Genomic DNA, 14,612 nt, shown 5'->3' with positions numbered 1-14,612 from the left:
ATCGACGGCGTCACGCCGCCAGCAGCTGCCGCAGCACGAACGGCAGGATGCCGCCGTGCTTGTAGTAGTCGACCTCGATCGGCGTGTCGATGCGCAGGCGCACCGTCACCTCCTGGTGCGTGCCGTCGGGGCGGTGCACCACCAGCTTCACGTCCATCTGCGGCTTCAGCTCGCTGCCGATGACCACGTCGATCTTCTCGTCGCCCGTGAGGCCCAGCGTCTGCCACGAATCGGCGCCGCGGAACTGCAGCGGCAGCACGCCCATGCCCACCAGGTTGGCGCGGTGGATGCGCTCGAAGCTGCGCGCCACCACGGCCTTGATGCCCAGCAGCTGCGTGCCCTTGGCCGCCCAGTCGCGCGACGAGCCGGTGCCGTATTCCTCGCCGCCGAACACCACCGTGGGGGTGCCCTCTTCCATGTACTTCATGGCGGCGTCGTAGATGAACATCTTCTGGTTGCCGGGCTGGAACAGCGTGACGCCGCCCTCTTCCTGCGTGCCGTTGGCGTCCGGCGGAATCATGAGGTTCTTGATGCGCACGTTGGCGAAGGTGCCGCGCATCATCACGTCATGGTTGCCGCGGCGCGAGCCGTAGCTGTTGAAGTCGGCCTTGGGCACGCCGTGCGCCTTCAGCCAGATGCCCGCGGGCGAGCTTTCCTTGATGGAGCCGGCCGGCGAGATGTGGTCGGTGGTGATCGAGTCGCCGAACAGCGCCATGATGCGCGCGCTCTTGAAGCCCGCGTCGGCCGCGTGCGGCTTCATCTTGAAGCCCTCGAAGAACGGCGGCTCGGCGATGTAGGTCGACTTCGGCCAGTCGTAGACCTGCCCGTTGGTGCCCTTGATGCTGCTCCAGAACTTGCCCGGGTCGGTCTTGACCTTGTCGTAGTTCGCGCGGAACGACTTGGCGTTCATGGCATAGCGCAGGTTGTCGTCAATCTCTTTCGGCGTGGGCCAGATGTCGCCCAGGTACACGTCCTTGCCGCCCTTGCCCTTGCCCACGGGCTGGGTCATCAGGTCGGTCATGACGTTGCCGGCAATGGCAAAGGCCACCACCAGCGGCGGCGAGGCCAGGAAGTTGGCCTTCAGGTTCGGGTGGATGCGCGCCTCGAAGTTGCGGTTGCCCGAGAGCACGGCCGCGCCGATCAGGTCGTTCTTGGTGATGGCTTCGTTGATCTCGGGCGTCAGGTCGCCGGCGTTGCCGATGCAGGTGGTGCAGCCGTAGCCGGCCAGGTAGAAGCCCAGCTTTTCCAGGTAGGGCAGCAGGCCGGCCTTCTCGAGGTATTCGGTGACGATGCGCGAGCCCGGCGCCAGCGAGGTCTTGATGTGCGGCTTGACCGTGAGCCCCGCCTCCACCGCCTTCTTGGCCAGCAGGCCGGCCGCCAGCATCACGCTGGGGTTGGAAGTGTTGGTGCACGAGGTGATGGCCGCGATGAGCACGTCGCCGTTGCCGATGGTGACTTCGCCCTTGGGCGCGGTGGGTGCGGTGGCGCTGGTGTGCGCGGCGGCCTTGGTCGAGCGGTTGGCCACCATCTCGACCACGTCGCGCGGCGAGCCGGCGGGCGGCGCGGCGGCTTCGTCGTCGCTGCCCTGCGCGGCCGTGACCAGCGGGTAGCGCAGCTTGAGCCTGTCGGCAGGCTGGTTGAAACCGTTGGCGTCGTTGGGCTTGCTGTACAGCTCCGAGAACTTGGTCGACAGGTGGCCCAGGTCGATGCGGTCCTGCGGGCGCTTCGGGCCGGCCAGGCTGGGCGACACGGTGCCCAGGTCGAGGCGCACGATCTTGGTGTAGTCGATGTCGCCGGGCGCGGGCATGCCGTACAGGCCCTGCGCCTTGTAGTAGGCGGCAAAACGCTCGACCTCTTCCTTGGTGCGGCCGGTGCCTTCGAAGTAGGCCACCGTCATGTCATCGACCGGGAAGAAGCCCATGGTCGCGCCGTACTCGGGCGCCATGTTGCCGATGGTCGCGCGGTCGGGCACGGCGATGGACGCGGCGCCCGGGCCGAAGAACTCGACGAACTTGCCCACCACCTTCTCGGCGCGCAGGATGGCCGTGACGTACAGCACCAGGTCGGTGGCCGTGACGCCTTCGCGCAGCTTGCCGGTGAGCTCGAAGCCGACCACGTCAGGCGTCAGCATGTACACGGGCTGGCCCAGCATGGCGGCCTCGGCCTCGATGCCGCCCACGCCCCAGCCGACCACGCCCACGCCGTTGATCATGGTGGTGTGGCTGTCGGTGCCCACCAGCGAGTCGGGGTAGTAGGTGGGCACGTCGGCCTTGTCGTTCGGGCTGGTGTACACGCCGCGCGCAAAGTACTCGAGGTTCACCTGGTGCACGATGCCGAAGCCCGGGGGCACCACGCGGAAGGTGTCGAAGGCCTGCATGCCCCACTTCATGAACTGGTAGCGCTCGTTGTTGCGCTGGAACTCCAGCTTCATGTTCAGGTCGAGCGCCTTGGGCGTGCCGTAGTAGTCGACCATCACCGAGTGGTCGACCACCAGGTCGACGGGCACCAGCGGCTCGATGGTCTTGGGCGACTTGCCCAGCTTTTCGGCCACGCTGCGCATGGCGGCCAGGTCGGCCAGCAGCGGCACGCCGGTGAAGTCCTGCAGCACCACGCGGGTGACGACGAACGGAATTTCGTCGACGCGCTCGGCGTTGGGCGCCCAGTGGGCCAGCTCTTCGACGTGCTTGGCCGAAACCTTCTGGCCGTCGCAGTTGCGCAGCACCGATTCGAGCACGATGCGGATGGAAACCGGCAGGCGTTCGATGGTCGGGTATTGCTTGGCCAGCTCTTTCAGGGACCAGTACTTGCCGGACTTGCCCGATGCGGTCTTGAAGGTCTTGAGGGTGGACGCAAAGGCGTGTGCCGGTGCTTTGGCCATAGAGAGACTCCTGTGTGTTCGTGGAAGCCTCTCAAGGATATCTGGGAACAATGTCAACCGTTGTAGTCGGCCTTCTCTTGCGTGCCCTCTTTCGGGCGCCTGGTTCCTCATGGCGAAAAATGACGGGAACAGGGGCGCCCGTCCGCCTGGGCTGTCAGGCCATCGCCATCCGGCCGGCCCCGCGCGTGCGGCGCAAGCCGGTCCATTGCAGCTCGGCCAGCACCACGACGCACACCGCCTGCGCCAGCACCCAGGCGATGCCCACCGCGGTGACCGGGAACATGCCGCTCACCAGCAGCGCAACGCAGGCGACGGCCCAGCCGAAGTTGCCGAGCACGACCAGCCCGATCAGCATGCGCGGCGGCGTGCGGCGCATGGCCACCAGCGCGGCGACGGCCGCGTACGCCAGCAGGAAGAGGCCAGTGCCCATGAGCAGCGGCGCCGGCAGCCCGGTGAGCGCGGCGAGCGCGCCGGTGAAGGCCACCTGCAGCGCGCCGGTGGCGGCGCAGGAGGCGGCGTCGGCCCACATCACGCGGGGCAGGAAACGGGGGGATGCGAAGACGGACATGGGGTACTCCTTCAGGGTCGGGGTGGATGGGTCGGCGCGGCAGGCCTGTCCCGCCGCGTTGGAGCCAATGGTTCCGCCCGCCGGGCATGGCGTCGATGACCTCGCAGGTCATGGCGCCGCGCCGCCGCCGCGCCAGAATGCGGCTCCATGGACACCCCTACCGCCCAAGCCGCCCACCCCACCAAGCCTGGCAAAACTGGCAAACCCGGCCAGCCCGGCGCGCGCGATCCCTTCGGCGCGCACCTGCGCCACTGGCGCACCCACCGCCGGCTGAGCCAGCTCGACCTGGCGCAGGAGGCCGAGGTGTCGACCCGCCACCTGAGCTACGTGGAAACCGGCCGCGCCGCGCCCAGCCGCGAGATGGTGCTGCGCCTGGCCGAGCGGCTGGAGGTGCCGCTGCGCGAACGCAACGCGCTGCTGGTGGCGGCCGGCTTCGCGCCCATGTACCGCCAGCGCTCGCTCGACGACCCGGCCATGGCCGCGGCACGGCGCGCCGTCGACCTGGTGCTCAAGGGCCACGAACCCTTTCCCGCGCTGGCCGTGGACCGCCACTGGAACCTGGTGGCGCACAACGCGCTGGTGCCCCTGCTCATGGAAGGCGCCGCGCCCGAGCTGCTGAAGCCGCCCATCAACGTGCTGCGCCTGAGCCTGCACCCCGAGGGCGTGGCCCCGCGCATCGCCAACCTGGCGCAATGGCGCACCCACCTGCTCGAAAGGCTGCAGCAGCAGATCGCCGCCACCGGCGACGCCACGCTGCAGGCCCTGCACGACGAACTGGCGGGCTACCCCGCGCCCAAAGTGAGCCACGACGCGCCCGCGCTCGACACCGCGCTGTCCGCCGTGGCCGTGCCCTTCCAGGTAGTGATGCCGAGCGGCGTGCTGAGCTTCATCAGCACCATCACCATCTTCGGCACGCCGGTGGACGTCACATTGCAGGAACTGGCGGTGGAGTCGTTCTTTCCGGCCGACGAGCAGACAGCGGCGGCGCTGGTGGCACTGGCGGCGCAAATGTCGCGCTCGGCCGGCTAAGGTCGCCGCCCGGGCCGGTGCCGGCGGCCGGTGTTCGTGGCGGCCCGTCGAAGTCGTCCACCTGGATCACCTTGTCGGCCGCCTTCAGGTAGGCCAGCGCCAGTTCCGGGTGGGGCGACGAACGCGCCGCTTCCTCCAGCGAATTCGTGCGACGCAGCACCTTGTTGAGCGCGGCGGTGTCGCCGAGCTGCGCGCCCAGTTCCATCGCATGCATCAGGTCGCGCAGGCCGCCGGCGGCGGGCTCGCTCAGGTCGGGCGCCAGCCGCTCGACGATGCGCGGGTTGCTGCGCAGCAGCTCGGCCAGTTCCAGCAGCTGCACATCGCGCAGCGGCGCCAGGTGCGCGGTGCGGCGCAGCACCAGCGCGCCGATCAGGCGGCGCCCGGAGGTCGGCAGGTTGGCATACAGGTCGCGCAGGATGCGGCCGGCCTCGTCCAGCTGCAGCCGGATGGCCGCGCGCGCGAAAGGCAGCAGTTCGGGCGCCGCATCGACGCGGTAGCGCCAGATGCACGCGCTGGCCAGGTACAGGTGGGCCAGCACGTCGCCCAGGCGCGCCGAGAGCAGTTCCATGCGCTTGAGCTTGCCGCCCAGCATGCCCATGGCCAGGTCGGCCGTGAGGGCGTACTTGGCGCTCATGCGCGCCAGCAGCCGGGCCTCGTGCATCAGGTCTTCGGGCGGCTCGCCCAGCACCGGCGCGCCGAACACGCTGTGCCACAGGTTGGCCGCCACGTGCTTGCCATGCGCGATGAGCGCCTTGCCCAGCGCGGTTTCGTCATGCGCCTGCACCGCGGCCATTTCGTCGAGCACGTGCGGGTGGCAGCGCACCGCCCCCTGGCCGAACACGATGAGCGCGCGCGTGAGGATGTTGGCGCCCTCCACCGTGATGGCGATGGGCGCCTGCCGGTACGACACGCCCAGCAGATTCGACGGGCCCGAGATGATGCCCTTGCCCCCGAGGATGTCCATGCCGTGGTTCACCGCGCGGCGGCCCGCCTCGGTCAGCTGCACCTTGAGGATGGCGCTGGCCACGCTGGGCCGCTCGCCCTTGTCGAGCGCGGCAGCGGTGAAGCGCCGGGCGGCGTCGCTGGCATAGAGCTCGGCCGACATCTGCGCCACCAGCCCCGCAATGGCGTGGAACTTGCCCACCGGCATGCCGAACTGCTCGCGGATCTGGCCGTAGCCGTTGCTCACGTACAGCGCGGTCTGCTGCATGGCCGAGCCCAGCGCCGGCAGCGAAATGGCGCGGCCCGCGGCCAGGCATTCCATCAGCATGCGCCAGCCCTGGCCCACCTGCTTCTCGCCCCCGATGATCCAGTCCATCGGCACGAACACCTGGCGCCCGTGGATCGGGCCGTTCATGAAGGCGCTGTCCATCGGGAGGTGGCGCCGGCCGATGTCCATGCCCTCGTGCGGCACGGGAATGAGCGCGCAGGTAATGCCGAGCTCGCGCTCGCCCTCGGGCCTGCTCTCGTCCACCGCATGAAAGGCCAGGCCCACCACGGTGGCCACTGGCGCCAGCGTGATGTAGCGCTTGTCGAAGTCGACCAGGAAGCCGCGCGTCATGCGACCGTTGAACTCGCGCTCCACCACCACCCCGCGGTCGGGGATCGATGCCGCGTCGGAGCCGGCGTAGGGCGAGGTCAGGCCGAAGCACGGCAGCTCGCGGCCGTCGGCCAGGCGCGGCAGGTAGTGGTCTTTCTGGCTGTCGGTGCCGTAGCGCAGCAGCAGTTCGGCCGGCCCCAGCGAGTTGGGCACCATCACCGTGACGGCGGTGGCCACGTTGACGGTGGCAATGCGCGTCACCACGGTGGCGTGCGCGAAGTGGCTGAAGCCCAGGCCGCCGAATTCCTCGGGAATGATCATCCCGAAGAAGCGGTTCTCGCGGAGGTAGCGCCACACCTCGGGCGGCAGGTCGCGCGCCTGGTCGATGGCGTGGTCGTCGAGCAGGCGGCACAGCTCGCGCACCTCGCGCTCCAGGAACGCCTGCTCGCTCTCGCTGAGCCGGTTGGGGCCGACGCCGGACAGCACGTCGAAGTCGGGGTTGCCCGCAAAGAGCTGCCCTTCGAAGCCGACGGTGCCGGCCTCGAGCGCGGCGCGCTCGGTGTCTCCCAGCGGCGGCAGCGCCTTGGAAAACGGATGCATGGCCCATCGACCGATGAGTTTCGCCAGAGGCATGGTTGTCTCCTACCGCGAGGGTGATCGCGGCTCGACGCCATTCTTGCGGCCCGCAGCCCCCGGCGCGGGCCGGTCAAGCGCCACCTTGCGTGTCGGACAGGCGCGATCAGCGCTTCTTCGGCATCTGCCCGGTCAAGGGGGCTGAAGGCAGCCCGGGAGCGGCTGCGGCAGCCGAGGCAGCCGCCGATGCAGCGGCTTTCCAGCCGTATTCCACATACCGCCGAATCACCAGGCAGCCGGGCGGCGAATCGATCAGCGACACCGACGAGCTGGGCTCCTTGTCGTCGGTGTACACGGCGTAGATGGGCAGCAGCCGGGTCACCCGGTAGCCGGCCAGCTCCTGCTGCGCGACGCTCTCGCAGGTGAAGGGCGCCACCGAGATGCGCTCGGCCGACACGGTGCAGCCGCCGCTGTCCTCGGGAATGGCCGTGATCGACGCCGCCACGCCGGCGTTCGGGTACTGGATGCCGATGAGCGAGAACATCGGCCCCGTGTCGGGGCGCTTGCGGTCCCAGTCGAGCAGCACGTCGTGGCTGCGGCTGCCCTGCACCGTGAGCGACGACAACCGAGAGATGGCCGGCAGGCAGCGCTGGATGCCCACGCTGGTGGCCGCGCGCGTGAGGCTGTCCTGCGGCGCGGCAGGCGGTGCCGGGGGCACGAGCACGCCCTGCGCGAACGCGGTGCCGGCGGTGCATGCGAACGCGGCGAACACGAGCAGCGCGGCGACCGGTGTCCTGGGCGATGCGGCAATGGGTTTCATGGCGGGCCTCACAGGTAAAGGTTGTCGATCGCCGCCGTGTACACACGCACGTTCTCTTCGCCCTCGGGGTCGAGCGTGGCGATGAAGCGGCGCGCCTCGTCGCGGTAGGCCTGCAAATTGGCGTCGTGCCCGGCGAAGGCGCGCTGCAGCGCGCGCCCGCCCTCCTCGCAGTCGAAGCCGTGGTAGCGGTAGCCGCAGTCGCCGACAAGGTGCGAGTTGTGGATCAGCGGATAACCGCCGTACAGCGCCTCGTAGTAGACGTAGTTCTGCGCGTTCTCCCAGTGGTGCGCGAACACCGCGTCGATCTTGCCGGGCATCACCTGGTACACCGGAAAGCGCCCCTCGAAGGTGGCCAGCCCGTGGCGCACGATGTCCAGGCTCTGCGCGAAGCCGACGAACAGCGGCTTGTCCTTCAGGTGGAAGCTGTTGTAGACCCACATCTTCTCGATCAGCCGCGGCTGCGCGCGGTGCGCCGCCTCGCAGCCGAGCATGGGAATGAAGCTGGTCTTCACCAGGCAGATGTTGGGCTCGAAGATGGCGACGCGCCACTGCCTGCGCCCTGGCACATAGGCGAAGGGCGGGCTGTCGGGCGTGCGGGCCAGCGCGCGCTCCAGCACCATCGGGCTCCACAGGTGCGGCATGAGCCTGACGGGCGCGCGGAAGGTGCTCTCGAAGTACGGCTTGCACGACGAGGCGTACTCGGGAATGGTCCAGACCTCGTCGTACGGCGCGCCGGAAATCAGCAGGCCGTGCGGCTTGTCGAAGATCATGCGTTCGATGTCGATCACGTAGTCGTTGCCCACGCGCATCGAAACGATCTTGCCGCCCTTCTCGCGAAACGCCACCGACCACTCACGCGCCAGCTGCGCGCTCATCTCGATCATCAGGTCGAGTTCCTGCGCGGCGGCGGCCATGTCGATGACGGGCACCGGCGAATCGGCCAGGAAGCCGGTGGCGTCCGCGGGGCCGCCGTCGCCGCCGCCGGCCACCAGCACGGCGCTGTGCACGCGCGGCGAGCGCAGCAGCAGCATCACCAGGAACAGGCAGTTCTGGTAGACGCCGTTCTCCCACAGGCTCTGCTCGCCCTTGCGGATGAAGATCGACACGCCGACCTTGAGCGTGGCGGGCATGGCGGTGCGTTGCGCTTCGCTCATGCGGGTCTCGCGGCGTCTGTTGCATCGGCGCGAAAGCCGGCATCGCCGCCCACCAGGTGCAGCAGTCGCTTCGCATAGGCGTCGACATTCGCGGGCAGCAGCGGGTCGACCGACTCGAACACGCGCCGCGAACGCGCGCGGTAGTCGTCGAGTTGCGCATCGTGCGTGTGCACGGCCTGCAGCAGCTGCCGCGTGCCCTCGGCGATGTCGAAGTCGGGGTAGTAGTAGCCGGCGTCGCGCAGCCAGGGCGAGTTGTGCACCAGCGGATAGTCGCCGTGCAGCGCGTCGAGGTAGCTGTAGTTCTGGTCGTTCTGCCACTGGTGCGAGACCACCGCGTCGGCGAACTGCACCATGAAGCCCGCGAAGTCGTTGCGCCCATGAAAGACCGCCTTGTGCTCGCGCACGAGGTCCAGCGAGTTCGCCAGGTAGAGCATGGTCGGGTGGTCCTTGATGTGCAGGGTGTTGAGCACCTGCATCGACGCCACCGCCGCGGGCTGCGCGCGGTAGGCGCCGTCGCACACCAGCATGGGCACGCTGCTGGACTTCACCACCGAGATGTTGGGCTCGAAGATCGCCACCCGGAAGCCCGGCTGCGCGGCCGTGCGCGGCGTGTAGCCGAAGCGCCAGCCCGCGGCCTCGACCTCGGCCACGCGCTGCGCCAGGAACTGCGGCGCCCACAGGTAGGGCACCTCGAACACCGGGCAGCGGTGCAGCGTGCGCATCAGCGGCGCGAACACCTCGTCCTTGGGCAGCAGCCACACCTCGTCGCAACGCTCGGGCGGGCTGAAGTGGCCCTTGTCGGTGAACACGATGGGCTCGGCCAGGGACACGAAGGGCTGGCCCACGCAATGGAACACCACGCGGCCGCCGCAGGCTCTGAAATACGAGAGCCATTGCACGTCGAGCGCACCGGCCATTTCGATGACCACGTCGAGCGCATCGCCCAGCTCGCGCGCGCGGCCGAAGCCCAGTCCCATGGCGGCCAGGTCGACCTGGGGCGGCATCTGCTGCTGGTCGCCTGCATCGACCAGCGTGACCGATTCGACGAAGCCGATGCGCTGGAGCAAGCGCGCCAGGAACAGCACGTTCTGGCCGATGCCGTTTTCCCAGATGTTCTGGCCGGCGTGGGTCAGCACTGAAATACCGATTCGCATGGGGGCGAAGTGTGAACCGAAAAAATCGGCCCGCCCGTCAATTTTCACTCGATGAGCGGGCTTCCTGCCGCTTCCGGAGACTTCCCTTTCGCAGGCATCGGCAGACAATGAAGTTCGCCAGCCGATCCCGTTCCATTCGAACAGGCATGCGCCCGGATCGATCTTGAACCACATGACATGAATTCCACACCACGCCTGCGCATCGGCATCACCATCGGCCTCCACCACGAGGCCGAAACGCTGTGGAACAACGGCATCAAGCAGAACGCCGTGTTCCTCGCCGAAGCGCTCGGGCATTGCCCCGCGGTCGGCTCGGTGGTGCTGGTGAACACCACGGCCGTCGCCATCACCGCGGCGCTGCCGTGGGACCTGGCGCGCTGGCCCACGGTGAGCTTCGAGGCCGCGAAGGACAGCGTGGACGTGCTGGTCGAACTCGGCGGGCAGATCGATGCGGCGCAGACCGACTACCTGAAGCAACGCGGCGCGCGGCTGGTGTCCTACTGCTGCGGCTTTGAGTACGTGCACGCCATGGAGGCCATGCTGTTCAACAAGCCGCTGTGGGGCCAGAACCTGTTCGTGAACCAGCGCTACGACGACATCTGGATGGTGCCGCAGGTGGCGAACATCAGCCAGCCGTACTTCGAGGTGCTGCGGCGCACCGAGGCCCGCGCGGTGCCCTTCGTGTGGAGCCCGGTGTTTCTGGCCGAGCGCGCCCGCGAACTGCCCGAAGGCGGCATGTACCAGCCCCGTACGCACGCCGGCGCGCGCCGGCTCAGCGTGATGGAGCCCAACATCGACGTGGTCAAGTTCTGCCTGTACCCCGTGCTCATCGCCGAGCTGGCGTACCGCGCGCGGCCCGACGCCATCGCGCTGCTGCAGGTCACGAACGCCGAGCGGCTGGCCAGGGACAACATGGAATTCATCACGCTCATGAACCAGCTCGACTTGGTGCGCGAGCACAAGGCCGTGTTCCTCGGGCGGCACGAGACGCCCGCGTTCCTGGCGCAGCACACCGACATCGTGGTCTCGCACCAGTGGGAGAACCCGCTCAACTACTTCTACCTGGAGACCTGCTGGCAGGGCTACCCGCTGGTGCACAACGCGCACCTGTGCGCCGACCTGGGCTACTTCTATGAAGGCAACGATGTGGCCGCGGGCTGCGCGCGCGTGCTCGAGGCCGTCGACACGCACGATGCGCAGGCCCTCGCCTACCGCGAGCGGCAACGCACGCTCATCGGTCGCTACCTGCCCGGCAACGCCGTGGCCACCGACGCCTACAACACCCTGCTGCTCGCACTGATGCAGCGCCCCGCCAGATAACAAGGCCCCTCAGGACCTGACAGGACCCTTCTAGTGCTCGACCCCTCTGAACTCCGACAGTTCTTCCCCGTGATCGTCACGCCCAGCCACGACGGCAAGTTCTTCCAGAACTACGTCATGTCGATGATGAACTTCACCGTGGAAGCCGAGCGCGCCGGCATGCGGCTGCAGGTGCTGTTCCACCAGGGCGAAAGCCTGGTCACGCGGGCGCGCAACAACTGCGTGGCGCAGTTCCTGGCCAATCCGCACTGGACGCACCTGTTCTGGATCGACGCCGACATCGGCTTCTCGGCGCAGGCGGCGTTCCGGCTGCTGCTGTCCGGCTACGACATCGCGGCCGGCGTGTATCCGCTGAAGCGCGAAGACTGGCCCGCCGAAGGCGTGGCCGAGGGCACCACGCGCCAGCAGTTCGAGGCCACGTTCACGCGCTACACGGTCAACGCCAAGGCGTCCGAGCGCAGCGCGCAGGTCGAGCTCGAGGTCCAGCCCGACGGTTTCATGAAGATGACCGAGGCGCCCACAGGCTTCATGGTCATCGCGCGCGGCGTGTTCGAGCGGCTCATGGCGAGCTACCCCGACCTCAACTACGTGCCCGACAGCATCGGCGAGCCCGACCTGGGCCTGCACTACCGCTTCTTCGACGTGATGGTCGACCCGCAGACGCGCCGCTATCTGTCGGAGGACTACGGCTTCTGCCGCCTGTGGTCGGGCCTGGGCGAGTCGATCTACATCGACGCCAACTCCAACCTCACGCACCAGGGCGCCAAGCTCTACCGCGGCGATTTCGCGAACTCGCTGCTCACCTCGCTGCCGCATGCGGTCGGTGGCCCGGCGGGCGCGGCCATGGTGCTCAGCGGCAGGGAGCACCTGAAGCCCAACATGCCGCCGGCCTGAGCCTGCAGCGCCCAAGAAAAAAGCCCCGCGGTGCGGGGCTTTTTCATTGGCAAGGTTGCCGGGCCTGTCAGCAGGCCGCTGCGGTCTCGGCGACCTTGTAGTCGTCGATCTTGTCGAAGTTCAGGTACTGGTAGATCTGCGTGCTGGAAGCATCGAGCACGCCCGTGGCGGCCATGTACTCCTCGCGCGTCGGGATGCGGCCCAGGCGCGAGCAGATGGCGGCCAGCTCGGCCGAGCCGAGGTACACGTTGGTGTTCTTGCCCAGGCGGTTCGGGAAGTTGCGCGTGCTGGTCGACATGACCGTCGCGCCTTCGCGCACCTGCGCCTGGTTGCCCATGCACAGCGAGCAGCCCGGCATTTCGGTGCGCGCACCGGCATTGCCGAACACGCCGTAGTGGCCTTCCTCGGTGAGTTGCTGCGCGTCCATCTTGGTCGGCGGCGCGATCCACAGCTTGACCGGGATGTCGCGCTTGCCTTCGAGCAGCTTGGAAGCCGCGCGGAAGTGGCCGATGTTGGTCATGCACGAACCGATGAACACTTCGTCGATCACGGCACCGGCCACGTCGCTCAGCGTCTTCACGTCGTCGGGGTCGTTCGGGCAGGCCACGATGGGTTCGTGGATCTCGGCCAGGTCGATCTCGATGACGGCGGCGTACTCGGCGTCGTCGTCGCCCTTGAGCAGTTGCTGGTCGGCCAGCCAGGCTTCCTGGGCGGCGATACGGCGTTGCAGCGTGCGGGCGTCGGCGTAGCCTTCGGCAATCATCCACTTCATCAGCGTGATGTTGCTGTTGATGTACTCGGCGATCGGTTCCTTGCTCAGGTGCACCGTGCAGCCGGCGGCCGAGCGTTCGGCCGAGGCGTCGCTCAGCTCGAAGGCTTGTTCCACCTTCAGGTCGGGCAGGCCTTCGATTTCCAGGATGCGGCCCGAGAAGATGTTCTTCTTGCCTTGCTTGGCCACGGTCAGCAGGCCAGCCTTGATGGCGTACAGCGGAATGGCGTTGACCAGGTCACGCAGCGTGACGCCGGGCTGCATCTTGCCCTTGAAGCGCACCAGCACCGATTCGGGCATGTCCAGCGGCATCACGCCGGTGGCGGCCGCGAAGGCCACGAGGCCGGAGCCCGCCGGGAAGCTGATGCCGATGGGGAAACGCGTGTGGCTGTCGCCGCCGGTGCCCACGGTGTCGGGCGTCAGCAGGCGGTTGAGCCAGCTGTGGATCACGCCATCGCCCGGACGCAGCGAGACGCCGCCGCGGTTGGCCATGAACTCGGGGAGTTCGTGGTGCATCTTGACGTCGACCTTCTTGGGGTACGCCGCCGTGTGGCAGAACGACTGCATCACGAGGTCGGCCGAGAAGCCCAGGCAGGCCAGGTCCTTCAGCTCGTCGCGGGTCATCGGGCCGGTGGTGTCCTGCGAGCCGACCGAGGTCATCTTGGGTTCGCAGTACGTGCCCGGGCGAACGCCCTGGCCTTCGGGCAGGCCGCAGGCACGCCCGACCATCTTCTGCGCGAGCGAGAAGCCCTTCTTGGTATCGACCGGGCTGCTCGGCAGGCGGAACAGCGTGGACACGGGCAGGCCCAGTGCTTCGCGCGCCTTGGTGGTGAGGCCGCGGCCGATGATCAGCGGAATGCGGCCGCCGGCGCGCACTTCGTCGAACAGCACGTCGCTCTTGACGGTGAATTCGGCGATGACCTTGCCGTCCTTCAGCGCCTTGCCTTCGTAGGGACGCAGCTCGACCACGTCGCCCATGTTCATCTGCGTGACGTCGAGCTCGATGGGCAGAGCGCCCGAGTCTTCCATCGTGTTGTAGAAGATGGGAGCGATCTTGCCGCCGAGGCACACGCCGCCGAAACGCTTGTTCGGAACGAAGGGAATGTCTTCGCCGGTGAACCACAGCACCGAGTTGGTGGCGCTCTTGCGCGACGAACCCGTGCCGACCACGTCGCCGGCGTAGGCCACGAGGTGGCCGCGCGCGCGCAGGTCTTCGATGAACTTCACCGGGCCGCGCTTGCCGTCTTCTTCAGGGACGATGCCGGGGCGGGCGTTCTTGTGCATCGCCAGGGCGTGCATCGGAATGTCGGGACGGGTCGTGGCGTCGGGCGCGGGCGACAGGTCGTCGGTGTTGATTTCGCCAGCCACCTTGAAGATGCTGACGGTGATGCTCTCGGGCACTTCGGGGCGGCTGGTGAACCACTCGGCATCGGCCCAGCTCTGCAGCACGCCCTTGGCGTTGGCGTTGCCCTTGTCGGCCTTTTCCTTGACGTCGTGGAACTGGTCGAACATCAGCAGGGTCTTTTTCAGGCCTTCTGCTGCCACGGCGCCGACTTCGGCGTCGTCCAGCAGGTCGATCATGGGGCTGATGTTGTAGCCGCCGAGCATGGTGCCGAGCAGTTCGGTGGCGCGGGCGCGCGAAATGAACTCGCTCTTCTCGGTGCCGTGGGCCACGGCAGCGAGGTAGCTGGCCTTGACCTTGGCGGCGTCGTCGACGCCGGCGGGCACGCGGTAGGTGAGCAGCTCGAGCAGGAAGGCACCGTCCTTGGCGTTCGCGCTCTTCAGGAGCTCGATGGCTTCAGAGGTCTGCTTCGCGCTCAAGGGCAGCGGCGGGATACCGAGCGCGGCGCGTTCGGCAACATGATCAACGTAGGCTTGCAACATCTTCTTTTCTCCGGAAACTGGGCTGTCGG

Annotated in this window: 10 protein-coding genes; 3 read left to right on the top strand and 7 right to left on the bottom strand. The window is 68.0% G+C overall.

All coding sequences use genetic code 11. The features are described from left to right. Window positions 1-10: 10 nt before the first annotated feature. A complete protein-coding gene (locus tag QTI51_RS02975; RefSeq protein ID WP_116908226.1) occupies window positions 11-2,878 on the bottom strand; it encodes an aconitate hydratase in 2,868 nt (955 codons plus the stop codon). A 154-nt stretch (window positions 2,879-3,032) separates the two neighbouring features. Beyond that, the gene (locus QTI51_RS02970; RefSeq protein WP_116908227.1) at window positions 3,033-3,446 is read right to left on the bottom strand and encodes a hypothetical protein; all 414 of its coding nucleotides are present in this window, start codon (window positions 3,444-3,446) and stop codon (window positions 3,033-3,035) included. 147 nt (window positions 3,447-3,593) lie between these two features. Between QTI51_RS02970 and QTI51_RS02965 the strand changes: the two genes are divergently transcribed. Further along, window positions 3,594-4,475 carry a helix-turn-helix domain-containing protein gene (locus tag QTI51_RS02965; protein WP_116908228.1) on the top strand — a complete coding sequence of 294 codons (882 nt, stop codon included), beginning with the start codon at window positions 3,594-3,596 and terminating at the stop codon, window positions 4,473-4,475. On the opposite strand, the gene QTI51_RS02960 is transcribed toward QTI51_RS02965, so the two are convergent. The 4 genes from QTI51_RS02960 to QTI51_RS02945 form a co-directional block, all read right to left on the bottom strand. Next, window positions 4,372-6,648, bottom strand: a complete 2,277-nt coding sequence (locus QTI51_RS02960) for an acyl-CoA dehydrogenase (protein ID WP_116908229.1) — start codon at window positions 6,646-6,648, stop codon at window positions 4,372-4,374. The two genes, QTI51_RS02965 and QTI51_RS02960, sit on opposite strands and share 104 nt — an antisense overlap. A 106-nt stretch (window positions 6,649-6,754) precedes the next feature. Beyond that, entirely contained in the window at window positions 6,755-7,408 is a 654-nt protein-coding gene (locus QTI51_RS02955; RefSeq protein WP_286512925.1) for a hypothetical protein, read from the bottom strand. An 8-nt stretch (window positions 7,409-7,416) separates the two neighbouring features. Further along, complete coding sequence (locus QTI51_RS02950) at window positions 7,417-8,562, bottom strand: DUF2827 domain-containing protein (protein ID WP_116908230.1); 1,146 nt, start codon at window positions 8,560-8,562, stop codon at window positions 7,417-7,419. Continuing rightward, on the bottom strand, window positions 8,559-9,716 hold the full coding sequence (locus QTI51_RS02945) for a DUF2827 domain-containing protein (RefSeq protein WP_116908231.1): 1,158 nt from the start codon (window positions 9,714-9,716) through the stop codon (window positions 8,559-8,561). Before QTI51_RS02945 ends, QTI51_RS02950 begins: the two co-directional genes overlap by 4 nt. A 177-nt stretch (window positions 9,717-9,893) precedes the next feature. On the opposite strand from QTI51_RS02945, the gene QTI51_RS02940 reads away from it, so the two are divergent. Together QTI51_RS02940 and QTI51_RS02935 are read left to right on the top strand one after the other, a co-directional pair. Then, complete coding sequence (locus tag QTI51_RS02940) at window positions 9,894-11,036, top strand: DUF2827 domain-containing protein (protein ID WP_116908232.1); 1,143 nt, start codon at window positions 9,894-9,896, stop codon at window positions 11,034-11,036. A gap of 33 nt (window positions 11,037-11,069) precedes the next feature. Next, the gene (locus QTI51_RS02935; protein ID WP_116908233.1) at window positions 11,070-11,930 is read left to right on the top strand and encodes a hypothetical protein; all 861 of its coding nucleotides are present in this window, start codon (window positions 11,070-11,072) and stop codon (window positions 11,928-11,930) included. Window positions 11,931-11,997: 67 nt separating this feature from the next. On the opposite strand, the gene QTI51_RS02930 is transcribed toward QTI51_RS02935, so the two are convergent. Further along, a complete protein-coding gene (locus tag QTI51_RS02930) occupies window positions 11,998-14,583 on the bottom strand; it encodes a bifunctional aconitate hydratase 2/2-methylisocitrate dehydratase (protein ID WP_116908234.1) in 2,586 nt (861 codons plus the stop codon). Between the last annotated feature and the right edge of the window lie 29 nt (window positions 14,584-14,612).

This window comes from Variovorax sp. J22G73 (assembly GCF_030317035.1).
Classification (GTDB): Bacteria; Pseudomonadota; Gammaproteobacteria; order Burkholderiales; family Burkholderiaceae_C; genus Variovorax.
Note: the sequence above shows the minus strand (reverse complement) of the source record. Positions and strands in the feature narration are given on the sequence as shown.